21 protein-coding genes are annotated in these 23,529 nt (G+C 67.8%); 20 read left to right on the top strand and 1 reads right to left on the bottom strand.

All coding sequences use genetic code 11. The annotated features are described in order from the left end of the window. From RT456_RS17425 to tsf, 7 genes are all read left to right on the top strand, one after another. Window positions 1–696 (top strand): molecular chaperone, encoded by a 696-nt coding sequence (locus RT456_RS17425; protein WP_313348444.1) that lies wholly within the window; start codon window positions 1–3, stop codon window positions 694–696. Continuing rightward, entirely contained in the window at window positions 647–3,088 is a 2,442-nt protein-coding gene (locus tag RT456_RS17420) for a fimbria/pilus outer membrane usher protein (RefSeq protein WP_313348443.1), read from the top strand. Before RT456_RS17425 ends, RT456_RS17420 begins: the two co-directional genes overlap by 50 nt. Beyond that, window positions 3,085–4,122, top strand: coding sequence for a spore coat U domain-containing protein (locus RT456_RS17415; RefSeq protein WP_313348442.1), 1,038 nt, complete (start codon window positions 3,085–3,087; stop codon window positions 4,120–4,122). The genes RT456_RS17420 and RT456_RS17415 overlap by 4 nt, the downstream gene beginning before the upstream one ends. Window positions 4,123–4,184: 62 nt before the next feature. Continuing rightward, on the top strand, window positions 4,185–4,457 hold the full coding sequence (locus tag RT456_RS17410; RefSeq protein ID WP_313348440.1) for a hypothetical protein: 273 nt from the start codon (window positions 4,185–4,187) through the stop codon (window positions 4,455–4,457). After that, window positions 4,436–5,179, top strand: a complete 744-nt coding sequence (locus RT456_RS17405; protein WP_313348439.1) for a fimbria/pilus periplasmic chaperone — start codon at window positions 4,436–4,438, stop codon at window positions 5,177–5,179. The genes RT456_RS17410 and RT456_RS17405 overlap by 22 nt, the downstream gene beginning before the upstream one ends. A 213-nt stretch (window positions 5,180–5,392) precedes the next feature. Further along, the gene (gene rpsB / locus RT456_RS17400) at window positions 5,393–6,202 is read left to right on the top strand and encodes a 30S ribosomal protein S2 (protein ID WP_313348437.1); all 810 of its coding nucleotides are present in this window, start codon (window positions 5,393–5,395) and stop codon (window positions 6,200–6,202) included. A 126-nt stretch (window positions 6,203–6,328) separates the two neighbouring features. Beyond that, window positions 6,329–7,207, top strand: a complete 879-nt coding sequence (gene tsf / locus RT456_RS17395) for a translation elongation factor Ts (protein ID WP_313348435.1) — start codon at window positions 6,329–6,331, stop codon at window positions 7,205–7,207. Window positions 7,208–7,726: 519 nt separating this feature from the next. Here the strand turns inward: tsf and RT456_RS17390 are convergent. Beyond that, on the bottom strand, window positions 7,727–8,422 hold the full coding sequence (locus RT456_RS17390; protein ID WP_313348433.1) for an AIM24 family protein: 696 nt from the start codon (window positions 8,420–8,422) through the stop codon (window positions 7,727–7,729). A 276-nt stretch (window positions 8,423–8,698) separates the two neighbouring features. Between RT456_RS17390 and RT456_RS17385 the strand changes: the two genes are divergently transcribed. The 13 genes from RT456_RS17385 (at window position 8,699) to RT456_RS17325 (ending at window position 23,417) form a co-directional block, all read left to right on the top strand. Next, window positions 8,699–10,198 carry an HDOD domain-containing protein gene (locus RT456_RS17385; protein WP_313348431.1) on the top strand — a complete coding sequence of 500 codons (1,500 nt, stop codon included), beginning with the start codon at window positions 8,699–8,701 and terminating at the stop codon, window positions 10,196–10,198. Between the two features lie 124 nt (window positions 10,199–10,322). Next, window positions 10,323–11,051, top strand: coding sequence for a UMP kinase (gene pyrH / locus RT456_RS17380; protein WP_313348429.1), 729 nt, complete (start codon window positions 10,323–10,325; stop codon window positions 11,049–11,051). A gap of 47 nt (window positions 11,052–11,098) precedes the next feature. Beyond that, a complete protein-coding gene (frr, locus tag RT456_RS17375) occupies window positions 11,099–11,656 on the top strand; it encodes a ribosome recycling factor (RefSeq protein ID WP_313348427.1) in 558 nt (185 codons plus the stop codon). Window positions 11,657–11,661: 5 nt separating this feature from the next. Continuing rightward, window positions 11,662–12,432: a polyprenyl diphosphate synthase gene (gene uppS / locus RT456_RS17370; RefSeq protein WP_313348425.1), complete on the top strand. Its 771-nt coding sequence runs from the start codon at window positions 11,662–11,664 to the stop codon at window positions 12,430–12,432. Then, the gene (locus tag RT456_RS17365) at window positions 12,429–13,253 is read left to right on the top strand and encodes a phosphatidate cytidylyltransferase (RefSeq protein ID WP_313348423.1); all 825 of its coding nucleotides are present in this window, start codon (window positions 12,429–12,431) and stop codon (window positions 13,251–13,253) included. Before uppS ends, RT456_RS17365 begins: the two co-directional genes overlap by 4 nt. Window positions 13,254–13,255: 2 nt before the next feature. Next, window positions 13,256–14,446, top strand: a complete 1,191-nt coding sequence (locus RT456_RS17360; RefSeq protein ID WP_313348421.1) for a 1-deoxy-D-xylulose-5-phosphate reductoisomerase — start codon at window positions 13,256–13,258, stop codon at window positions 14,444–14,446. 34 nt (window positions 14,447–14,480) lie between these two features. Then, a complete protein-coding gene (rseP, locus tag RT456_RS17355; RefSeq protein ID WP_313348419.1) occupies window positions 14,481–15,839 on the top strand; it encodes an RIP metalloprotease RseP in 1,359 nt (452 codons plus the stop codon). Between the two features lie 73 nt (window positions 15,840–15,912). Then, on the top strand, window positions 15,913–18,279 hold the full coding sequence (bamA, locus tag RT456_RS17350) for an outer membrane protein assembly factor BamA (RefSeq protein ID WP_313348418.1): 2,367 nt from the start codon (window positions 15,913–15,915) through the stop codon (window positions 18,277–18,279). 948 nt (window positions 18,280–19,227) lie between these two features. Beyond that, entirely contained in the window at window positions 19,228–20,250 is a 1,023-nt protein-coding gene (gene lpxD / locus RT456_RS17345) for a UDP-3-O-(3-hydroxymyristoyl)glucosamine N-acyltransferase (protein WP_313348417.1), read from the top strand. Further along, entirely contained in the window at window positions 20,247–20,702 is a 456-nt protein-coding gene (gene fabZ / locus RT456_RS17340; RefSeq protein WP_313348415.1) for a 3-hydroxyacyl-ACP dehydratase FabZ, read from the top strand. The genes lpxD and fabZ overlap by 4 nt, the downstream gene beginning before the upstream one ends. Then, entirely contained in the window at window positions 20,699–21,484 is a 786-nt protein-coding gene (gene lpxA / locus RT456_RS17335) for an acyl-ACP--UDP-N-acetylglucosamine O-acyltransferase (protein WP_313348413.1), read from the top strand. The genes fabZ and lpxA overlap by 4 nt, the downstream gene beginning before the upstream one ends. Window positions 21,485–21,555: 71 nt before the next feature. Continuing rightward, entirely contained in the window at window positions 21,556–22,770 is a 1,215-nt protein-coding gene (gene lpxB / locus RT456_RS17330) for a lipid-A-disaccharide synthase (RefSeq protein WP_313348445.1), read from the top strand. Continuing rightward, window positions 22,767–23,417 (top strand): ribonuclease HII, encoded by a 651-nt coding sequence (locus RT456_RS17325; protein ID WP_313348411.1) that lies wholly within the window; start codon window positions 22,767–22,769, stop codon window positions 23,415–23,417. Before lpxB ends, RT456_RS17325 begins: the two co-directional genes overlap by 4 nt. Window positions 23,418–23,529 lie beyond the last annotated feature (112 nt).

The following is a 23,529-nucleotide window of genomic DNA, read 5'->3' as shown; positions in this document are numbered from 1 at the left end:
CTGCTGCTGTTGCTCGCCTGCGCGGGTTCGTCGGCGGCCAGCCTGCAGGTGGCGCCGACTTCGCTGCAGCTGACGCCACGCCAGAACGCCGAAGCGCTCTGGATCAGCAACAGCGGCACCACGCCGGTGGATGTGCAGGCGCGGGTATACCGCTGGACCCAGCGTGATGGCCGCGACACCCTCGACCCCACCATCGAGGTGGTGGTGAGTCCGCCGATGCAGACGCTGGCCGCCGGTCAGCAGCAGCTGATCCGGGTGGTCCGTGCCGACCCCACCCCGCCGCCGGCGCAGTTGGCCTACCGGGTCATCGTCGATGAGGTACCGGCCATGGACCCGGGTCGGCAGGGGATGCAGTTCGTGCTGCGCTACTCCTTGCCGGTGTTCATCCAGCCCGAAGGCGACCTGGCGCCACGCCCGGACCTGCAGGCCCGCGTGCTGCCCGAGGCGGACGGCAGACTGGTGCTGGAAGTCCACAACCGCGGCACCGGCCATGCCCAGCTTGCCGACCTTGCGGTAGGCACGCCGCAGCAGCCGCAGATAGTCCAGCCCGGCCTGGTGGGTTACGTGCTCAGCGGCCAGACGATGCGCTGGCCGCTGGACATTACTGCCGCCCGCATGGTCGGGGCGACGCTTTCGGCAAAGATCAATGGCGCGTCGGATCCCACGCCACTGTCCCCGACGCCACCGGCTCGCTGAGGCCTGCGTGCGGATCGCGCTGGCGACAGGCGTGGCTTCGTCGGGTCTGGCGCCCGCCGCGCTGGCCGCCGGGCGCGTGCTCGAGGGCGGCGCCGACATCGGGGCCAGCGGCGCCTCGGGCGAAGCGATGCTGCCCTCGCCCACCCCGTTGACCGCGCCGCAGACGCTGTACCTGGACGTCACCCTCAATGGCAGCCCACGCGGGCTGCTGCCGTTCACCGAACTGGCCGGCCAGCTGCGCGCCGACCCGGCCGTGCTGCGGCAGCTGGGCTTCAGCGCGCGCGGCGACGCCCCCGTGCCGCTGGAGCAGATCAGCGGCGTGGTGATGCGCTACGACGCCGCGCTGCAGACCCTTGCGCTGGAAGTTCCCCTGGCGCAGCTGAGCCTGCCGACCACCCAGCTCGGCCCCAGCGCCGAGACCACGCCGGAGGCCCGCGCCTCGCCGGGCGCGCTGCTCAACTACGACCTGTACGCCAGCCACAACCAGGATGTGGGCAACCTGGCCCTCACCACCGAATGGCGCGTGTTCGGGATCGGCAACGGCGTGCTGCAGAGCAGCCAGCTGCTGCGCACCTACCAGGATGGCCTGGACCGCGACTGGCGCGGCGAAAGCGTGCGCCTGGACAGCCGCTGGCAGCTGGACTTCCCCGACAGCGCGGTGACCCTCACCGTCGGCGATTTTTTCAGCGGGTTCGTGGACTGGAGCCGGCCGGTGCGCATGGGTGGCATCCAGGTGGGGCGCAACTATGGACTGCAGCCGTACCGCGTGCTCACCCCCACCCCCAGCTTTCTCGGCGAAGCCGTGGTGCCCTCCAGTGTCGAGCTGTATGTCGATGGCCTGCGCCAATACAACGGCGAGGTGCCGGTCGGGCCGTTCCAGCTGGCCGCGCAGCCCGGCATCAGCGGCACCGGTAATGCGCAGGTGGTGATCACCGATGCCTACGGGCGCATGCAGACCCTGGATTTCGCCTTCTACGGCACCCAGCAGCTGCTGGCACCGGGACTGTCGGACTGGTCGGTGGGCGCGGGTCGCATGCGTCGCGACTACGGCATCCGCTCGTTCTCCTACGACAGCGCCACGGTGGGCAGCGGCACGTGGCGCTATGGCGCCAGCGACCGTTTCACCGCCGAGCTGCATGCCGAAGGCGGTGGCGGCGTGGCCTCCGGCGGCGCCGGCGGGTGGCTGCTGCTGGGCCGGGGCGGCGTGCTCAATGCGTCCTACGCGCACAGCCGCCGCGACGGACGCGATGGCGGCCAGTGGGCGCTGGGCTACAGCTGGAACAACCGGGTATTCAATATCAATGCCGCCACCCGCCGCACCCACGGCCAGTTCCAGGACCTGGGCAGCCTGCAGGGCGCGCTCCCACCGGAGGTCATCGACCAGTTCACCGTCGGCGCCAGTCTCGGCCGGGGTGGCTCGCTGAGCGCGAGCTATCTGCGCCTGTCCTACCCCGATGGCGACGACACGCGCTACGCCAGCCTGTTCTGGAACCGCACCTTCTCCGATCGTTTCTCCGCGTATGTGTCGGCCAACCAGAACCTGTCCGACAGCCGTGACCGCAGCGTCTACCTCTCGCTGTCGGTGAACCTGGGGCGCAACCGCCAGGGCAGCGTCTCGGCGCAGCGCAACGGCGACCGCACCCTGTATGCCGTGGATGTTTCGCAGCCGGTGCCCGGCGACGGCAGCCAGGGTGGCTATGGCTGGCGCGTGCAGGCCCGGCACGGCGACGACGGCACCGGCGGGCTGGCCGAGCTGGGCTGGTTGAACCGGGTCGGGCGCTACTCGCTGGGCGTGGCCCGCCAGGGCGACGCCGACTTCGCCTATGCCAACGCCAGCGGCAGCGTGGTCTGGATGGGCGGGCACCTGTTCGCAGCGCGCGAAGTGCCCGATGCGTTCGCCGTGGTGTCCACCGATGGATTCGGCGGCATTCCGGTGCGGCTGGAAAACCGGCCCATCGGGACCACCAACGACAAAGGCCTGCTGCTGGTCACGCCGCTGCTGTCCTGGCAGCGCAACCGGCTGTCGATCGACACCCTGGATCTGCCGGCCGACATGCGCGCCGAGCGGGTCGACACCTGGGTCACGCCCCGGCAGAGCGCCGGGCTCGAGGTGGACTTCGGGCTGCGCCGGACCCGCTCCACCACCGTGGTGCTGCATGACGCGCAAGGGCGTCCGCTGGCCGCGGGCAGCCAGGTGCAGCTGCCGGACGGTCGCCGCACCACGGTCGGATATGACGGCGAAGCCTACCTGGAAGACCTGCCCGCCCAGACCCCGCTGCAGGTCGACACCGCGCAGGGCCGCTGCCGGGTGACGCTGAGCATGACCTACGCCAACGGCACGGCGCCTGCGCGGATGGGCCCGCTGCGCTGCCTGCCGGAACCGCCACGATGAGCCTGCGCGCGTGGCTGCCGTGGTTGTTCCTGCTGGCGGCGCTCGGCGGCGCCGGTGCGGCCCGCGCCGATACGACCTGCACCACCACGACGCCGGTGACCCTGGCGTTCGGCAACATCACCAATGCCGCCGGCACCCCCACCACCAGCACCACCACCTTCAAGATCTCCTGCAGTACCGCCGGTCTCAGCCTGCTGGCAACCGCCTCGGTGCGCGCCTGTGTCGGGCTGGGCACCGGCAGCACCGGGGCCACGCTGTCGCCCCTGCGCCAGATGACCAACGCCACCAGCGACCCCATGAGCTACCAGCTGTACACCAGCGCGGCGATGAGCACGATCTGGGGCCTGACGCCCGGCACCAGCCCGGCGCCGCTGGTGGTGGACCTCAACTATTCCGTGCCGCTGCTGGGCGGCAGCGGCGAAGCCACCGTGGTGATCTACGGGCGGGTGCCGGCGTCGCAGACGCTGTCGTCGGGCAGCTACAGCAGCGCGTTCACCCTGGCCAACGTGCGCCTGGAATACGCCTTCAACGAAGTGCTGCTGGGCACCGCCTCCGCGCCGGCGCTGTGCACCACCAGCAGCGGCGTCAGCGGCCACAAGACCGCCACCGGCGGCTTCCCGTTCACGGTCACCGCCAACGTGCTTCCCCAGTGCAGCACCTATGTCACCACCGACATGGATTTCGGCAGCAACCCCGGCGCGATCGCCGCCAACATCGACCGCACCTCGACCATCGGGCTGACCTGCCTCAACCGCACCGCCTACACGATCGCACTGGACAACGGCCTGTACCCGTCCGGGACGGTCAGGCGAATGCGACACGCCACCGATCCCACGTGGTTCATCCCCTACGAGCTCTACAGCGACAGCAACCGCAGCCAGCGCTGGGGCAGCACGGCCAATGTCGACAGGGTCAGCGGCACCGGTACGGGCAGTGCCCAGCAGCTCACCGTGTATGGTCGCGCACCGGCCAGCACCGGTCCGGTGGCCGCAGGCAGCTACAGTGACCAGATCAAGGTGACCATCACCTACTGAGCCGCGCTCAAGTCCGGCGCCGGCAGGCCGATACCGGCAGCGACCCCTCGCCGCCGATCCGGATGAACCGACGCAACGCAGTCCGCCTCGCATTGAGCGCCGCCCTGTTGACCTGCATGCCCTCCGCCCTGGCCGAGCCGGCCACGCCGCTGCGCGTGCATCTGCGCATCGTGGAGGCGTGCACCCTGGACCGCCCCGATGCCGCCGCACGCTGCACGGTGGACCACCAGCGCAGCGATGGTGATGCCCCGGCCCCGCCACAGGTGCAGGCCCTTACCCCAGCCCCGGACGGCGCCGACGACGACGCGCGCCCATGGCTCACCCTCACGTTCTGACCCGCGCCTGGGCACTGCTGGCACTGCTGGCCCTGCTGGCCCTGCTGGCCCTGCTGACCCCCGCCGCCGCGCAGGCACTGGAGGTGTCGCCGTTGCGCATCACCCTCGCCGCCGGCCAGCGCGATGGCGAGCTGTGGCTGTACAACGACGCCGCGCAACCCTGGCACGGCCAGGCGCGGCTGTATCACTGGGACCAGACCCGCGAGACCGAGGTCCTGGTTCCGGCGCAGGACGTGGTGCTGAGCCCCGTCGTACTCAGTGTTGCCGGGCAGGCCAGGCAGCGCGTGCGGGTGGTGCGGCTGGGTCCGCCGCCCGCCACCGAGCAGGGCTATCGCCTGGTGATCCGGGCCGGCCCGGACTCCCCGCCGCTGCAGGTATCGCTGCCCGTGTTCATCGCTGGCCCCCAGCCCGCCGCCGCCCCCGCCCTGACGGCGCGGGTACAGGTCGACGCCGGCATCGCCGCGCTGGAGCTTTACAATGCCGGTGGCAGCCACGCGCGCCTGGCCGACCTGGTCTTCATCGACGCCGACGGCCGCGAGCGCCCGATCCTGCCCGACCTGGCCGGTTACGTCCTGGCCCAGCGCTCACGCCGCTGGCCCCTGCCCGGCCCGGCATCGACCTACGCTGGCGGTCATTTCAGCGCCCGCCTGGGCGACGCGGGGCAGCAGCGGCTGGCCGGTCCGACCCCGCCAATTGCGCTGCCGGCGCTGCCCGGACTATAATCGACCGGATTTCTTCGCGCCTTGGCGCAGGGAACCCGTCAACACCGGACGTCACCGGTGAATCCACACCTGCCGCCCATATCCGTGCCGGGGTGCTCCGCAAGGAGTTCGGACACGGAAGCGACAGGGAAGCCAAACCCCGGAACCTCCCGCCTCACGGCGGACCGCCCATCTATTACCCGTGGCGGCCGGTTCCCTATCAGGAGTATTGCAATGCCCCAGGTCACCATGCGTCAGATGCTGGAAGCCGGCGTCCACTTCGGCCACCAGACCCGTTACTGGAATCCCAAGATGGGCCAGTACATCTTCGGCGCCCGCGGCAAGATCCACATCATCAACCTGGAAAAGACCGTTCCGCTCTTCAATGACGCGATGAACTTCATTTCCAGCATTGCCCAGAAGCGCGGCACCATCCTGTTCCTGGGCACCAAGCGCAGCGCCCGCGAATCGATCCGCGAAGAAGCCGAGCGTTGCGGCATGCCGTTCATGAACCAGCGTTGGCTGGGCGGCACGCTGACCAACTTCCGTACCGTGAAGCAGTCGGTTGCCCGCCTGAAGGAACTGGAAGCCGGTGAAACCGACGGTTCGTTCGAGAAGCTGGTCAAGCACGAAGTGCTGGGCCTGCGTCGTGAGCGCGACAAGCTGGAAGCCTCGCTGGGCGGCATCAAGGACATGAACCGCCTGCCGGACGCGATCTTCGTCATCGATATCGGCCACGAAGACATCGCCATCAAGGAAGCCAAGAAGCTCGGCATCCCGGTGATCGCCGTGGTTGATACCAACTACAACCCGGAACTGGTCGACTACGCGATCCCGGGCAACGACGACGCCATCCGCGCTGTGCAGCTGTACGCCCGCGCTGCTGCTGACGCCGTGCTGGAAGGTAAGGCTGCTGCTCCGCACGCCGCCACCGTTCGTGAAGAAGAGTTCGCCGAAGCTCCGGCTGCTGAAGACGCCAAGCCGGCCCGCCGCGCTCCGGCCAAGAAGGCTGCTGCCGACAAGGCTGGCGAAGCCCAGGCCTGATCCAGGCCCGCGGTGGGTGCCTGGCGCCCACCGCTCCTGTCCGCTGCCGACGGCGCGACGACAGGACACTGTCACACGGGCCGGCCACCATGCCGGCCCAACCCCTTTCTTTCGTGAGGAATTCCCGTGGAAATCACTGCTTCCCTGGTCAAGGAACTGCGCGAGCGCACTGGCGCCGGCATGATGGAGTGCAAGAAGGCACTCACCGAAAACGGCGGCAACATCGACGCTTCGGCCGAGTGGCTGCGCAAGTCGGGCCTGGCCAAGGCCGACAAGAAGTCTGACCGCGTTGCTGCCGAAGGCGTCATCGTGGCTGCACAGGACGGCAACACCGCCGTGCTGGTCGAAATCAACTCCGAAACCGACTTCGTCGCCAAGGACGCCAACTTCCTGGACTTCTCGAAGGCTGTTGTCGCCACGGCACTGAGCTCGGGCGCTGCGGACATCGAGGCGCTGAAGTCCGCCAAGCTGCCGACCGGCGAAACCATTGAAGAGACCCGCGCAGCGGTCATCGCCAAGGTCGGCGAAAAGCTCGACGTGCGTCGCATCGTGCGCCTGGAATCGACCAACACCGTCGCCGCCTACGTGCACGGCGGCCGCATCGGCGTGCTGGTTGAACTGGCCGGCGGCGACGCCGAGCTGGCCCGTGGCCTGGCCATGCACGTGGCTGCCATGAACCCGCCGCACAACAAGGCGGCCGACGTGCCGGCCGAGTTCGTTGCGAAGGAAAAGGAAATCGAACTGGCCAAGATGTCCGACAAGGACAAGTCCAAGCCGGCCGACATCCTGGAAAAGATCATCAGCGGCAAGATCGCCAAGATCGTCAACGAAGTCACGCTGTACGGCCAGCCGTACGTGCTGAACACCGACCAGTCCGTTGAGCAGGTGCTCAAGGCTGCCGGCGCCGAAGTGATCGGCTTCAAGCGCCTGGCCGTTGGCGAAGGCATCGAAAAGGTCGTGGAAGACTACGCCGCCGAAGTGATGAAGCAGGCCGGTCTGGCCTGATTTATCGCCTCCAACGCGATGCAACGAAAAAACCCGGCTTACGCCGGGTTTTTTTGTGTCTGGAGCAGGAGTGCTGGCTATTCGTTTGCCCGAGCTGGGCGGGCGGCGGTGGGCCCTGCCGGGGTCGCCGTAAACCCTTCCATGGGGGCTCGTGGGCGCCATCCATGGCGCCCAACGACCCCGGCAGGGCCCACCGCCGCCCACCTTGAATTTTCGCGACGACGGATAGGCAATCAAGGGCAAAACGAGCAGCCCCATGCCCATCAGTACGTCCAGCATTGTTCGCACTGGTAGGTGCCGACCGTTGGTCGGCACGCTCTTGCCCTCCCCACACCGCCAGCCATCTTGCAATGGGTCGGCGGGGGCGGGTTTGCGGGACTGTAGAAAACATGGATGTTTTCTACAAGCCTCCAAGGCGGATTCACGGCGTGTCCCGCAAACCCGCACCCGCCGGCCCAAACCCAGCAAAAACGAAAAACTCCGCAGTTGCCGCTGCTCTTAGCCCTTAGCCCTCAGCCCTCAGCCCTTGGCCTGGAACGTAACTTCCTCATACGGCTGCACTACCACCCAACCCTCGCCCGCGAAACGCAGCTGCAGGCTCTCGCCCGAGCCGCGACCGACCAGCGTGCCGAGCGAAATGTCGGTGACGATCTCCGGCGTCAGCGAACCGGACCAGGCCACCGTCGCGTTCGGGTCGGTGAATACCGGGCCACCCTGCGCCGTCACCGGCAAGGTCAACGGCTCGTAGTGCGACGTGATCGCCACGATCCCATGGCCGCTCAGGCGCATGTTGAACAAGCCGCCCGACAGCATCCCGGCCACCTTGCGCATCATCGTGATCTTCGACTCGATCCCGGTCTCGAAGGCCAGCACGTCGTTGCCGTTGACGAAGATCGACTCGCCCGCCAGCCGCAGCAGGGTTACCTGCTTGCCCGCATCGGCCAGATAGGCCCGCCCCTGTCCCTCGATCTTCATCAGCTGCAGGCCTTCCCCGCTGACCATCTTCTTGAGCAGCGTGCCCAGCCCCTGCTCCAGCAGCCCCTGGCGCGTGAACTTCACCGCCCCCTTGCGCGCCACCATCGACCCGGACTTGGCCCAGACCATGCCGTCCACCCGGACCTCCAGCATGTGCAGGCTTTCAAGTTCGAACGCATCCGCACTGACATCCTTCTCATGCGTGCTCGAGAGGAATTCCTGAAGTGACTTCACCGCCATGTGACTGCATCCTTTTTGGTTTGAGCGCGCATGGTACCTGCGCCCGCCGGCGCAGCGCAGCATCGCGCTTCCTGCACCCAAGCTCCCCCATCCGGCAGCGAATGTGATACCAAAGACGCCATTGACCCGCGCCACCCGATGGGTCCGCTGGTTTTGCCCTGCAAGGCGCGCCGGACACCCAGTCGGCTGCCACTTCAGCCCAGTAACGCAAGCCCCGGCACTCAAATCCGTGACGCACTCCATGTATTCTTGCCACATCACCTTAGTAGTCCCGCCATGCCTCCCGAGCTGACAGCCGCCCTGGCGCTCTGCCGCAACCTGCCCTCGCCGCCCGGTATTGCCTTGCGCATCATCGAACTGGCACAGGACCCGGAAACGGACATCACCACCGCCGCCGACATCATCGCCATCGACATGGCGTTGAGTGCGCGCATGCTGCGCATTGCCAATTCCCCGCTCTACGCCAGCCGCCGCCGGATCGAGAACCTCGGCCAGGCCCTGACCATGCTCGGCCTCAACGCCACCGTGAGCCTCGCCCTGGGCTTCACCGTCACCCAGGACCTGACCGCGCCCGGCCACGGCCAGGACGTGCGCGAGCGCGCCTGGCGCCGCAGCATCCTCAGCGCCCTGGCGGCCAGCCTGCTGGGCCAGGCCCGTGGCCTGCGCAAGGCCGAAGAGCTGATGCTGGCCGGCCTGCTCCAGGACCTGGGCGTGCTGGTGCTGGCCCAGAGCGAGCCGGACCGCTACCTGCCCCTGCTGCGCCAGGCCCGCGACAACGACGCCCTGGTGGCGCTGGAGCGCGAACACCTGGACTGCACCCACGCCGAGGTCGGCGCCTGGATGGCCGAACAGTGGGACCTGCCGCGCTACCTGGTCGATGCCATCGCCCACAGCGAAGCGCCCGCCACCGCCGAAGACACCTTCCAGGCCTGCGTCGCCCTGTCTGGTGCCGTGGCCGACATCTGGCTCAGCGCCGACGCCGACGCGGCGCGCGAACATGCCCTGCAGCGTGTCAACGAGACGCTGCAGCTGGACAGCGCCCAGTTCGACCAGGTGCTGGCGCGCATCAGCGAAGCCCTGCCCGAGATCAGCGCCCTGTTCGAGACCAGCGTGATTTCGCCGGCGCGGGTGCAGCAGCTGATCGAACACGCCCAGGAGCTGGCGACCCTGCGCAACCTGCGCGAAATGCAGGACGCCGCCCTGGCCCGCCAGCGCGCCGACGAGTTCGAAGCGCGCGCCAACCGCCTGGCCGAGCAGGCCCACCGCGACGCCCTGACCGGCGTGCTCAACCGCCGCCAGCTGGAAGCGGTGCTGGAAGAGGAGTTCCTGCGCGCCACCCGGCATGGCTGGCCGCTGTCGGTGGCCTTCATCGACCTGGACGACTTCAAGAAGATCAACGACGCCCATGGCCACCTCATGGGTGACCAGGTCCTGCGCGTGTTCGCAACCAAGCTCCAGGAACACCTGCGCAACAGCGACACCGTGGCCCGCTTCGGCGGCGAGGAATTCATCGCCCTGCTGCCCAACACCACCGAGCCGGTGGCGCTGGAAGTGGTGCGCCGGGTCCTGGCCAGCATCGTCAATACGCCCATGGCCGAGGTGGCTGGCGGCCCCCTGTTCGTCACCTTCTCCGCCGGCGTGGCCACCCAGGGCGGTTACGAGCGTTTCGCCGATGTTCAGGACCTGCTGAAGGCGGCGGACGATGTGCTTTACCGCTCCAAGAACCTCGGAAGGAACCGCGTCATCGCGCGTTCACCGCAAACCGCGCCGGCCTGAACGGAGTCAGCGACGCGCCACAGGAAGCCACGACGGGGCCGCGCCGCAGTGCAGCAAGTTTTCCGCACCTGGTGACGCTGCTTCCAGTAGAATTCCCGCGTTTTCCACGTATCCAGAGGCCACCATGTCCAATCTCATCTATCGCCGCATCCTGCTGAAAGTTTCCGGGGAGGCGCTGATGGGAGACGAGGACTATGGCATCGACCCCAAGGTCATCAACCGCCTGGCCCGTGAAGTCATCGAGGCCCAGCAGGCCGGCGCCGAAGTGGCCCTGGTCATCGGCGGCGGCAACATCTTCCGCGGTGCCGGCCTGGCGGCAGGCGGCATGGACCGCGTCACCGGCGACCAGATGGGCATGCTCGCCACCGTGATCAACGCGCTGGCCATGCAGGACGCGCTGGAGAAGCTGGGCGCCAAGGCGCGCGTGATGAGCGCCATCAAAATAAACGACGTGTGCGAGGACTACATCCGCCGCCGCGCCATCCGGCACCTGGAAAAGGGCCGCTTGGTGATCTTCGCCGCCGGCGTCGGCAGCCCGTTCTTCACCACCGATTCCGGTGCGGCCCTGCGCGCCATCGAGATCGGCGCGGACCTGCTGCTGAAGGCCACCAAGGTGGACGGCGTGTACGACAAGGACCCGAACAAGTACAGCGACGCGGTCCGCTTCGACAGCCTCACCTACGATGAAGTGATCCGCCGCGGCCTGGAAGTGATGGACACCGCCGCCTTCGCCCTGGCACGCGACAGCGACCTGCCGCTGCGCGTATTCGACATGGGCCAGCCGGGTGAACTGCTGAAGATCCTGCACGGCGAGAACATCGGCACCCTGGTCCGGGGCCGCGACAACGCCTGAGAGGGGATATAATCGCCCGATTACCAGTGACATCCAGGATTCGGGCGATGCTCAACGATATCAAGACGGACGCGCAGACGCGCATGGCAAAGAGCATCGATGCTCTGAAGCACACCCTCACCTCCATCCGCACCGGCCGTGCCTCGCCGGCGCTGCTGGACCGGATCACCGTCAAGGCCTACGGCACCGACACCCCGCTGAACCAGGCCGCCTCGATCTCCGTGTCGGAAGGCCATTCGCTGGTGATTTCCGTGTTCGACAAGAGCCTGATCAAGGAAGTCGAGAAGGCCATCTACGCCTCCGACCTTGGCCTGACCCCGAACGTGATGGGCACCGTGATCCGCCTGAACCTGCCGCCGCCGACCGAAGAGCGCCGCAAGGAGCTGGGCAAGCAGGTGCAGAAGGAAGGCGAAGGCGCGAAGATCGCCATCCGCAACATCCGCCAGGATGCCAACAAGGCCATCGCTGCGCTGATCAAGGACAAGTCGATCAGCGAAGACGACAAGAAGCGTGGCGAGGACGACATCCAGAAGCTGACCGACAAGTCCATCAAGGACGTCGACAGTGTGGTGGCCGACAAGGAAAAGGAACTGATGTCGGTCTGAGCCCCATGACCCAGGCCCCGACCAGCAGCTCCACCGCCGCCGTGCCGCGCCACGTTGCCATCATCATGGATGGCAACGGCCGCTGGGCACAGAAGCGTCGCCGCCCGCGCGTCATCGGCCATCGTGCCGGCGCGCGCGCGGTGAACCGCACCATCGACTTCTGCCTCGAGCGCGGCGTGTCCGCGCTGACCCTGTTCGCGTTTTCCAGTGAAAACTGGGGACGGCCGAGCGAGGAAGTCGACGCGCTGATGAAGCTCTTCCTCAATGCCCTCGACCGCGAAGTGGACGAGCTGCACCGGCGTGGCGTGCGCGTGCGGTTCATCGGCGAACGCGAGCGCTTCGGCGCTGGCCTGGTCAGCCGCATGCAGCTGGCCGAGCAGCGTACCGCCGACAACACGGCGATGACCCTGAGCATTGCCGCCAGCTACGGTGGCCGCCAGGACATCGCGCGTGCCGCACGCGAACTGGCCGCTGAAGTCGCCGCTGGCCGCCTGCTGCCCGAGCAGATCGACGAGGCCATGCTGGGCAGCCGGGTCGCCCTGGCCGACCTGCCGGCGCCCGACCTGTTCATCCGTACGGGCGGCGATACCCGCATCAGCAACTTCCTGCTCTGGCAGCTTGCCTACACCGAACTGTGGTTCACCGATGTGCTGTGGCCCGAGTTCGACGCCGCCATCCTGCAGCAGGCGCTGGACGCCTACGCCGCGCGTGAACGCCGCTTCGGCCTGACCAGCGCCCAGATCGCCGCCCTGGCCACCGAGACGTCCAACCCATGACCAAAACCCGAGTCATCGCCGCGCTGATCATGGCGCCGGTCGCCATCGCGGCCATCCTGCTGCTGCCGACCCAGTGGCTGGCTGCCGCCGCCGCCGCCGTGTTCCTGATCGGCCTATGGGAATGGCTGAAGCTGGCCGATGTGGAAGACACCCTCGCCCGCACCGTGCTGCTGGTGCTTAACCTGGTGCTGATGGTGCTCATCGTGTGGGCCGACGCCGGCACGCTGGTGCTGTACCAGATCGCCGCACTGGTCGGCATCGGCTGGTGGCTGCTGGCCCTGCTGTGGCTGCGTTTCTTCACCTTCGGTGCGGAGCCGGGCAGCCCGGCGCGCTCGCTCAAACTGCTGGCCGGCACCCTGGCCATCGTGCCGGCGTGGGCCTCGCTGGTGCTCATCCACGCCAGCGGCGACCAGGGCCACCTGTGGCTGCTGACCGCACTGGCCGTGGTCTGGGCCGCCGATTCGGGCGCCTACTTCGCCGGTCGCACCTTCGGCCGCACCAAGCTGGCGCCGCGCATCAGCCCCAACAAGACCTGGGAAGGCCTGGGCGGCGGCATGCTGGCGGGCCTGCTGGTCGCCCTGGTGTTCGGCTGGATCGCCGGCATCCAGCCGGACCACGTGGTGGGCCTGGTCATCACGGCCGTGGTCAGCGTGTTCGCGTCGGTGCTGGGCGACCTTTACGAAAGCCTGATCAAGCGCCATGCCGGCGCCAAGGACTCCGGGCACATCATCCCGGGCCATGGCGGCGTGCTGGACCGCATCGACGGCGTGCTGGCCGCGCTGCCGGTGTTCGCGCTGGGCAAGGAAATCTTCGGGTTCTGAGCATGGACACCGCCTCCGCCCCCCGTCAGGTCGCCGTTTTCGGCGCCACCGGCTCGATCGGCGCATCCGCGCTGGACGTGATCGCGCGCCACCCGGACCGCTACCGCGCCACCGTACTGGCCGCCGGCACCCAGGTGCAGGCGCTGGTCGCGCTGTGCGCCGCCCACCGCCCGGTGCATGCGGTGATCGCCGACGAGGGCCGCTACGCCGAACTGCGCGACGGCCTGCGCGCGGCCGGCCTGGACACCCAGCCGCACGCCGGCGCGGCCGCGCTGGACCAGCTGGCCGCCAGCGACGCCTGCGACACCCTGGTCGCGGCCATCGTCGGCGCCGCCGGGCTGTCCTCCACGCTGGCCGCCGCCAGCGCGGGCAAGCGCATCCTGCTGGCCAACAAGGAATCGCTGGTGCTGGCCGGCGAGCTGCTGATGCAGCGCGCCACCGCCGCCGGTGCCGAGATCATCCCGATCGACAGTGAGCACAGCGCGATCTTCCAGTGCCTGCGCTCGCGCGACGCCAGCCTGGACCAGGCCGGTGTGCGCCGCATCCTGCTGACCGCCTCCGGTGGCCCGTTCCGCGGACGCAGCCGCGCCGCGCTGGCCGACGTGACCCCGGCGCAGGCCGTTGCCCACCCGAAGTGGTCGATGGGCCCGAAGATCTCGGTCGATTCGGCGACGTTGATGAACAAAGGGCTGGAGGTCATCGAGGCCCACCACCTGTTCAACGTGCCGGGCGAGCGCATCGAAGTGCTGGTGCATCCGCAGAGCCTGGTGCATTCGCTGGTCGAATTCGTCGATGGGTCCACCCTGGCCCAGCTCGGGCTGCCGGACATGCGCACCACCCTCGCGGTGGGCCTGGGCTGGCCGCAGCGGATCGAATCCGGGGTGGGCGGGCTGGACCTGCTGGCCCAGGGCCGGCTGGATTTCGAGGCGCCCGACATCGAGGCATTCCCCTGTCTGGGCCTGGCCTGGCAGGCCATGGCCGCCGGCGGTACCGCCCCGGCCATCCTCAATGCCGCCAACGAAATCGCCGTTTCAGCGTTTCTTCAGGGGCGGATCGCTTTCCTAGCCATTCCGACGCTGGTCGCTAACGCTCTCTCAACACTGTCGGTCACGTCCGCCGATACACTGGAGGGCCTGCTGGCCGCCGACCAGCACGCCCGCCAGATCACCCAAGCCGCCATCGACCACGCCTGAATGCCCCTTCCGCTCCCTTCCCGCGACGTCCACCATGGGTGAGTTCATCGGCTCTGTCTGGTGGATGATCGTCAGCCTTGGCGTGCTGGTGACCTTCCATGAGTTCGGCCACTACTGGGTTGCGCGCCGTTGCGGGGTCAAGGTGCTGCGCTTCTCGGTCGGCTTCGGCCGCCCGCTGTTCATGCGCCGCAACCGCGCGGGCACCGAATTCGCCATCGCCGCCATTCCGCTGGGCGGCTACGTGAAGATGCTGGACGAACGCGAGGTCGAGGTGCACCCGGCCGAGCGCGGCCAGGCCTTCAATCACAAGACGGTCTGGCAGCGCATCGCGATCGTGGCCGCCGGCCCGCTCGCCAACCTGATTCTCTGCGTCGCCCTGCTCTGGGCGATGTTCGTGATCGGCAAGCAGGATTATTCGGCCACCATCGGCCGCACCACCGGCATGGCGCAGGCCGCCGGCCTGCAGGCCGGCGACCGCGTGCTGAGCGTGGACGCGCGCAGCGTGGCCACCGCCGGCCAGGCCAGCATGGCCCTGACCACCGCCGCCATGGACCGCCAGGACGCGCAGGTGGAGGTGCTGGATGGCCAGGACCAGCGGCGCACCCGGGTGCTGCCGCTGTCGCAGCTGCCGGCTGGATTCGATGAGCGCTGGGTGCCCTCGCTGGTCGGCCTGACCTGGCAGTTCCGCGTACAACCGGCGCTGGTCGAGCAGGTCCTGCCCGGCTCGGCCGCGCAGGGGGTGCTGATGCCCGGCGACCTGGTGCTGGCGGTGGATGGCCAGCGCATCGACGGCGCCGACCAGGTGTCCCCTGCCGTGTTGGCCCTGGGCCAGCGCGGCGGACCCGGCATGATCGAGGTTCAGCGCGCTGGAGAGCGCCTGGCGCTGGAACTCACCCCGCGCCAGGGCAAGGACGGCCGTGGCCAGCCCACCTGGCAGATCGGCATCGGCTTCCCCGAGACCAGCACCCCGGCCTACGACACCACGCTCCAGTACGGCCCCTTCGCCGCAGTGCCGGCGGCCCTGCGCGAGACCGGGCGCGCCGCCAGCGATTCGCTGGGCATGATGCGCCGGATCGTCACCAGCAACGCCTCACTGCAGAACGTTTCCGGCCCGATCACCATTGCCCGCGTGGCCAACCAGACCGCCCAGCGTGGCCTGGACTGGTTCCTCTGGTTCCTGGCCGTGATGTCGCTGAGCCTGTGCATCATCAACCTGTTGCCCATCCCCATCTTGGACGGCGGGCACCTGCTGTATTACCTTATTGAGTTGGTCAAGGGCAGCCCGCTGAGCGAGCGTGCCATGGCGGCCGGCCAATACATCGGCCTGGCAATGCTGGCTGGACTGATGGGACTGGCGTTCTACAACGACATCCTTGGTCTGGTCCAGCGATGAACTTTTTCCCTTTTGTCGTCGTCTTATGCGCCGGCATCCCGCAACATTGCATTCGACTCCAACCGGACGTGACATGACGCGACTCCCCAATCGCCGCCTGCTGGCCCTCGCACTAGCCGCCGGTTTCGGCGCGCCCGCCCTGGCCCAGGCAGCCGAGCCCTTCACCGTCAGCGACATCCGTGTCGATGGTCTGCAGCGCATCACCTCCGGTACCGTGTTCACCTACCTGCCGGTGGAACGCGGCGAAACGCTGACCGACAACAAGGTCGGCGAGTCGATCCGCGCCTTGTACAAGACGGGCTTCTTCGAAGACGTCCAGCTGGACCGCCAGGGCGACATCCTGGTGGTCACGGTCAAGGAGCGTCCGGCGATCAACAAGCTGACCGTGACCGGCAACAAGGACATCAAGAGCGACCAGCTGCTCAAGGGCCTGAGCGACATCGGCCTGACCGAGGGCGGCACCTTCGACCGCCTGAGCCTGGACCGCGTGACGCAGGAACTGCGCCGCCAGTACAACGACCGCGGCAAATACAACGTCGAGATCACCCCGACCGTGAGCCCGCTGGACCGCAATCGCGTGGACATCACCATCGCGATCAAGGAAGGCAAGGCCGCCAAGATCCAGCACGTGAACCTGGTGGGTACCGAGAAGTACCCGTCTGAAGACATCCTGGAAACCTGGGAGTCCAAGGAACACAACTGGGCGTCGTGGTACCGCCGCGATGACCAGTACTCCAAGGAAAAGCTGTCCGGCGACCTGGAAAAGCTCAACGCCTGGTACCTGGACCGCGGCTACGTGGACTTCAGCATCGACTCCACCCAGGTCTCGATCAGTCCCGACAAGCGCGACATGTTCATCACCGCCGGCGTGACCGAGGGTGAGCAGTACAAGATCTCCGAGATCAAGGTCACGGGCGAAACCATCCTCCCGCAGGAGGACGTGGAACGCATGGTGTTCCAGAAGTCGGGCGACATCTTCTCGCGCTCGCTGCTGGAATTCAGCTCGGACACCATCACCAACTCGCTGTCCAACATCGGCTACGCGTTCGCCAAGGTGAACCCGATCCCGACCAGCAACCGCGCCGACCGCACCGTGGCGATCAACATGCAGGTCGTGCCGGGCCCGCGCGTGGGCGTGCGCCGCATCATCTTCAAGGGCAACACGCGCACCTCCGACGAGGTCCTGCGTCGTGAAATGCGCCAGTTCGAGAACACCTGGTACTCGCAGGCCGCGATCGACCGCTCCAAGATCCGCCTGCAGCGCCTGGGTTACTTCGAATCCGTGGACGTCGAGACCCCGCCGGTCACGGGCAGCAATGACCAGGTCGACGTGGTCTACAACGTGAAGGAAACCACGTCGGGCAGCTTCGTGTTCGGCCTGGGCTATTCGCAGTCCTACGGCATGACCACGTCGGTGCAGCTGTCGCAGAACAACTTCCTGGGCGGCGGCAACCGCGTGTCCGTGGAAGCGTCGCGCAGCAGCTACCTGCAGCGTTACGGCTTCTCGTACACGAACCCGTACTTCACCGACGACGGCGTTTCGCTGGGTTACAACCTGTCGTGGCGGGAGCTGGACTACTCCGACTTCAACACCGCGCAGTACAACAGCACCAACGGTGCGGCGCAGGTGGTATTCGGCGTGCCGATCACCGAGAACGACACGGTCTCGCTGATGGTGGGCATCGACAGCAACCAGATCACGACCTACGCCGGTTCCACGCCGCAGTCGATCATCGATTACATCGACGCCATCGGCCAGCGCACCTTCCATTCCTGGCGCACCGAGCTGGGCTGGGCGCGCGACACGCGTAACGACTACTTCATGCCCACCCGCGGCATGTACCAGCGCGTGGGCTTGGAAACCACCCTGCCCGGCTCCACCGTCGAGTACTACAAGCTCAACTACCAGGTCTCGAAGTACTGGCCGATCATCCCGTCGCTGGTCATCAACACCCGCGCCGAAATCGGCTATGGCGACTCGTACGGCAACGACACGTCGCGCGTGATCACCAACCCGGACGGCACCACCCGGGTGGTCACCGCGTCGGGCCTGCCGTTCTTCGAGAACTTCTACGCCGGCGGCACCAACTCGGTGCGCGGCTTCGAAGACAACACGCTGGGCCCGCGTTCGGAACCGACGTACTCCTACAGCCGTGGCCAGCCGCTGGGTGGTTCGCTGAAGACCGTGGGTTCGGTCGAGGCCTACTTCCCGCGCCTGTTCGACAGCCCGTCGGCACGCGTCTCGGCGTTCTTCGACGTCGGCAACGTGTACAACGGCATCGACAACTTCAAGGCCAACGAGCTGCGTGCGTCGGCCGGTGTCGCCCTGCTGTGGCGCGCCCCGGTCGGCCCGATCTCGATCAGCTATGCCTTCCCGCTGAAGAAGGAAGACGGCGACGAAATCGAACGCCTGCAGTTCACGTTCGGCGGCCAGTTCTAAGCCCCCGAACGCACGCAGAGACGCCGGGCACAGCCCGGCGTTTTTGTGTGTGGCGTTTGGTAATGGCGAACGGCGAACGGCGAACTGCGAACGGCGAACGGCGAACGGCAGCGTTTCGGTTGCTACGAGCCGGGGAGGCCGGCGGGCAGCCCCCTCCGGGACACGCCGCAAGTACGTCCGTGTAGGCTTGGCAAAAACATCCATGTTTTTGACAGTCCCTACGGGGGCTACCCGCCGGCCTCCCCTGACAGATCGCGTGATGCGGTGGGGAAGAGCAGCGACGCATGGCGTCGCTCTACGGGACCGCAGCGCCGGTACGGTGGCCCCACATTCCAACATTCAGGCGAAGCGGCGAAGCGGCAAGCGATGGCCAAATACCCCGATAGCCCAACGGCCGGAGGAGGGATGGTCAGATGAACGGTGGCACGAGGACCGATCGCCCGATCGCCCGATAGCCCGATAATTGATGACCTGTGAGACGAGGGTGGGGTCGGTTTCCTAAACGACTGCCGTGAGACCACCCCGCGCCCGTTAACGCGTGGAATTGATTGAAACCGCTCTAGACCTTCCCATGGCCACCGACCGACTGACAGAGGGTCGGCGGGTGCGGGGGTACGGGACCGTAGAAAACATGGGCCGGGCGCATGCGCCCGGCGGGTTGGGCAGGACGCCCAACCCAGGCCTTGCCGTGTATGCAGGATTGCATACACGTGCAAGTTTTCTACGAGCCTACATGGACGTATTCACGGCGTGTCCCGTACCCCCGCACCCGCCGGCCCTGCACGACAACCCCCGCAGCCAAAAGGCTGTTCGCCCAAATGCCCGAAGCCGCCGGGCAGAGCCCGGCGCCGCCGGACCGTATGCCAACCGGGGAGCCGCTGTTCGAACCTGACCGCCCAGAAACGCCCCCAACATGACCGAAGTCACGCCACACGGTAAACTCGCCGCGTGAACATTCCTACCTATACCGCCCAGCAACTCGCCGAGCAGTTTGGCCTGCAGGTCCATGGTGATGGCAGCACCGCCATCCATGGCGTGGCCACGCTTGCCCATGCCGGCCCCGGCCAGCTGACCTTCCTGGCCAACCCGCGCTACCGCGCCCAGCTGGCCGACAGCCAGGCCGGTATCGTGGTCCTGCGCGCCGACGATGCCGAGGCCGCGCCGGGCACCGCCCTGGTCGCCAAGGATCCGTATACCACCTTCGCCAAGATCGCCGCGCTGTTCGACATCGCGCCGACCCGCCCGCCCGGCATCCACCCGAGCGCCATCATCGATCCCGAGGCCCAGGTCGCCGCCAGCGCCCATGTTGGCCCGTTCGTCACCATCGGCGCGCGCAGCGTCGTCGGCGAGAACTGCATCATCGGCGCCGGCAGCATCATTGGTGAGGATTGCAGCCTGGACAGCGGCTGCGAACTGATCGCCCGCGTCACCCTGGTCACCCGCGTGAAGCTCGGCAAGCGCGTGCGCATCCACCCCGGCGCCGTGCTCGGCGCCGATGGCTTCGGCCTGGCCATGGACGCGGGCAGCTGGATCAAGGTGCCCCAGCTCGGCGGCGTGCGCATCGGCGACGACTGCGAGATTGGCGCCAACACCTGCGTCGACCGTGGTGCCCTCGAAGATACCGTGCTCGACAACGACGTGCGCCTGGACAACCTGGTCCAGATCGCCCACAACGTCCAGATCGGCGCCCACTCGGCCATTGCCGGCTGCACCGGCATCGCCGGCAGCGCCAAGATCGGCCGTTACTGCCTGCTCGGCGGCGCCGTCGGCGTCGTTGGCCACCTCGAGATCTGCGACAAGGTGGTCATCACCGGCAAATCCGTGGTGCGCAACTCCATACATGAGCCAGGCGAGTATTCGTCCGGCACCCCACTGACCGACAATCGCACGTGGCGCAAGAACGCCGCGCGCTTCAAGCAGCTTGATGCCCTGGCCCGTCGCATCCTGTCTGTAAGCAAGGAGAAGGAATGAGCCACGAACAGAAGCTGCCGGACATCACCCAGATCCAGGCGCTGATCCCGCACCGCTACCCGTTCCTGCTGGTCGACAAGGTGATCGCGATCGACTACGAGAAGCGCACCATCATCGCCACCAAGAACGTCAGCATCAACGAACCGTTCTTCCAGGGCCACTTCCCCAGCCAGCCGATCATGCCCGGCGTGCTGATCATCGAAGCCATGGCCCAGGCCGGCGGCGTGCTGACCCAGCTCACCCTGGGCCGCGATGCGCAGTCCAAGCTGTTCTACATGGTGAAGGTCGACAAGGCCCGCTTCAGCAAGCAGGTCGTGCCCGGCGACGTGCTTGAGATGCACGTCGAGATCAAGCGCGTGATCCGCAACATGGCGGTGTACGACTGCGTGGCCAAGGTCGACGGCGAAGTGGTCGCCTGCGCCGAAGTGCTCTGCGCCGGCACCCGCGAATGACCGCGCCGCTCATCCACCCCACCGCAGTGATCGACCCGTCGGCGACGTTGGCGGCGGACGTCCGCGTGGGTGCGTTCTGCCTGATCGGTGCCGACGTGGTGATCGGCGAAGGCACCGAGATCGGCCCGCACTGCTCCATCCACGGTCCCACCCGGATCGGGCGCAACAACCGCTTCATCGGCCATGCCGCCATCGGCGGCGAACCGCAGGACAAGAAGTACAACGCCGAGCGCACCGAGCTGGTGATCGGCGACGACAACGTGATCCGCGAGTTTGTCACCATCAACCGCGGCACTGCCGGCGGCGGTGGCATCACCACGGTCGGCAACGACAACTGGATGCTCGCCTACACCCACGTCGCCCATGATTGCCACGTCGGCAACCACTGCGTGTTCTCCAACAACACCACGCTGGCCGGCCACGTGACGGTGGGCGACTACGTGATCATCAGCGGCTTCGCCGGTGCGCACCAGTTCTGCCGGATCGGCGCGCATGCGTTCCTCGGCATGGGCGCGCTGACCAACGGTGACGTACCGCCGTTCACCATGGTCGGCAGCGACTCGCTGGGCCGCCCGCGCGGCATCAACAGCGAAGGGCTCAAGCGCCGCGGCTTCGATGCCGAGCGCATCGCCAGCATCAAGCGCGCCTACCGCACCCTGTATGTCGCCGGCCTGCCGCTGGCCGAGGCCAAGGTCCAGCTCGCCGAGCAGGCCGCGCACAGCCCCGACGTCAAGGACATGCTGGACTTCATCGAACACGCCGAGAGGCCGCTGCTGCGATGACCGGCCCGGGCGGACAGCTCCCCTCCGGCACCACCGCCGAGATCATTCCGCTTTCGGCGGCGCTCGGCGCGATGGCGACCGCCCAGGCGGCGTTGCCGCTCCATGCCAATGGCTCCACGCGACCGCTGCGGATCGCACTGGTCGCCGGCGAAGCCTCCGGCGATCTGCTCGGTGCCGGACTGGTGCGCGAGCTGCAGCGGCGCTTCCCCAACGCCGAGTTCGCCGGCATCGGCGGCGATGCCATGCGCAACGCCGGCTGCCTGACCTGGTTCGACGCCAGCGAGCTGGCGGTGATGGGGCTCACCGAGATCCTGCGCCACCTGCCGCGCCTGCTCAAACTGCGCGGCGAGTTCCGCACGCGCGCGCTTGAGTGGCAGCCGGACGTGTTCATCGGCATCGACGCACCCGACTTCAACCTGGGCGTGGAGCGCTGGCTGAAGGAACGCGGCATCACCACCGTGCACTACGTCAGCCCTTCGGTCTGGGCCTGGCGCGAGAAGCGCGCGGAGAAGATCGGCGCCAGCGCCGACCTGGTGCTGTGCCTGTTCCCGATGGAGCCGCCGATCTACGCGCGTCACGGCATCGACGCCCGCTTCGTCGGGCACCCGATGGCCGACGACATTCCGCTGAGCAACGATCGCGAGGCGGCCCGCGCCGCGCTCGGGCTGCCCTCCAACGCGAAGGTGCTGGCGGTGCTGCCGGGCAGTCGGCTGGGTGAGATCAGCAGGCTGGGCGGGGCCTTCTTCGAAGCGGCCTGGCAGGTGTCCGAGCGCATCCCCGGGCTGCATGTGGTGGTGCCGGCGGCCAACCCGGCCTGCCGGCGCCTGATCCAGGAGCAGCTGTCACGCTCGGCGTTGCCGGTGGCGCACTCGCACCTGCTCGACGGCGAGGCGCGTACGGCGATGATCGCCGCGGACGTGGTGGTGCTGGCGTCCGGCACGGCCACGCTGGAAACCATGCTGGTGAAGCGCCCGATGGTGGTCGGCTATCGCGTGGCGGAGCTGACCTACCGCATCGTCAAGGCGCTGGGGCTGATAAAGGTCGACCGCTTCGCGCTGCCCAACATCCTGGCCGGCAAGGACCTGGCGCCGGAGCTGATCCAGCACGACTGCGTGCCGGACAAGCTGGCGGCGGCGATCCTGCAGTGGTTCGACCACCCGCAGCGCGCGGTGGACCTGCAGGACACCTACCAGAAGCTGCACCTGCAGCTGCGCCAGGACGCCTCGGCACGCGCGGCCGACGCGGTGGCCGAGCTGCTGGCACGCAAGCGCGACGCAGCGGCATGAGCCGCAGGCACGCCGCGGCGGCATCGCTGGCGCTGTTCGACGGGGCCGCGCTGGCCACGGTGGCGCCGCGCTACGTGGCGGGCGTGGACGAAGCCGGCCGCGGCCCGCTGGCCGGTCCGGTCGCGGTGGCGGCGGTGGTGTTCTGCCCGGACCGTCCCCGCCTGAACGGGCTGGACGATTCCAAGCAGCTCACGGCGCTGCGCCGCGACCAGCTGTTCGACAAGATCCAGCAGCGTGCGCTGGCCTTCCACGTGGTGATGGTGGACGTGGGCGAGATCGATACGCTCAACATCTACCAGGCGACGATGCTCGGCATGCGCCGGGCGGTGGAAGGCGTAGCGCACGTGGCGCAGTTCGCACGCATCGACGGCAACGTGGTCCCGAAGGGCCTTCCCTGCCCGGCGCAGGCACTGGTCGGCGGCGACGCGCTCGACCGCGCGATCATGGCGGCCTCCATCCTGGCCAAGGTCAGCCGAGACCGTTACATGCTGGACCTGCACGCGCAGCACCCCGAGTACGGCTTCAACCAGCACAAGGGCTACGGCACCCCAGCGCACCTCGCCGCCCTGCGCACCCACGGCCCCTGCCCCCAGCACCGCCGAAGCTTCGCGCCGGTGCGCGATTGTCTGGTCGCCACCACCGCGTAGCGCCGGGCTCTGCCCGGCTTCATGCATTCAGGCGAACAGCCGGTGGGCACGTGTTTCTCTGGTTTGGCGGGACGGTGCGGGTTCGCGGGGGACGCCGTGAACCCGTCCATGG

The sequence above is a fragment of the Stenotrophomonas sp. genome, assembly GCF_032099025.1.
Taxonomy (GTDB): domain Bacteria; phylum Pseudomonadota; class Gammaproteobacteria; order Xanthomonadales; family Xanthomonadaceae; genus Stenotrophomonas.
Note: the sequence above shows the minus strand (reverse complement) of the source record. Positions and strands in the feature narration are given on the sequence as shown.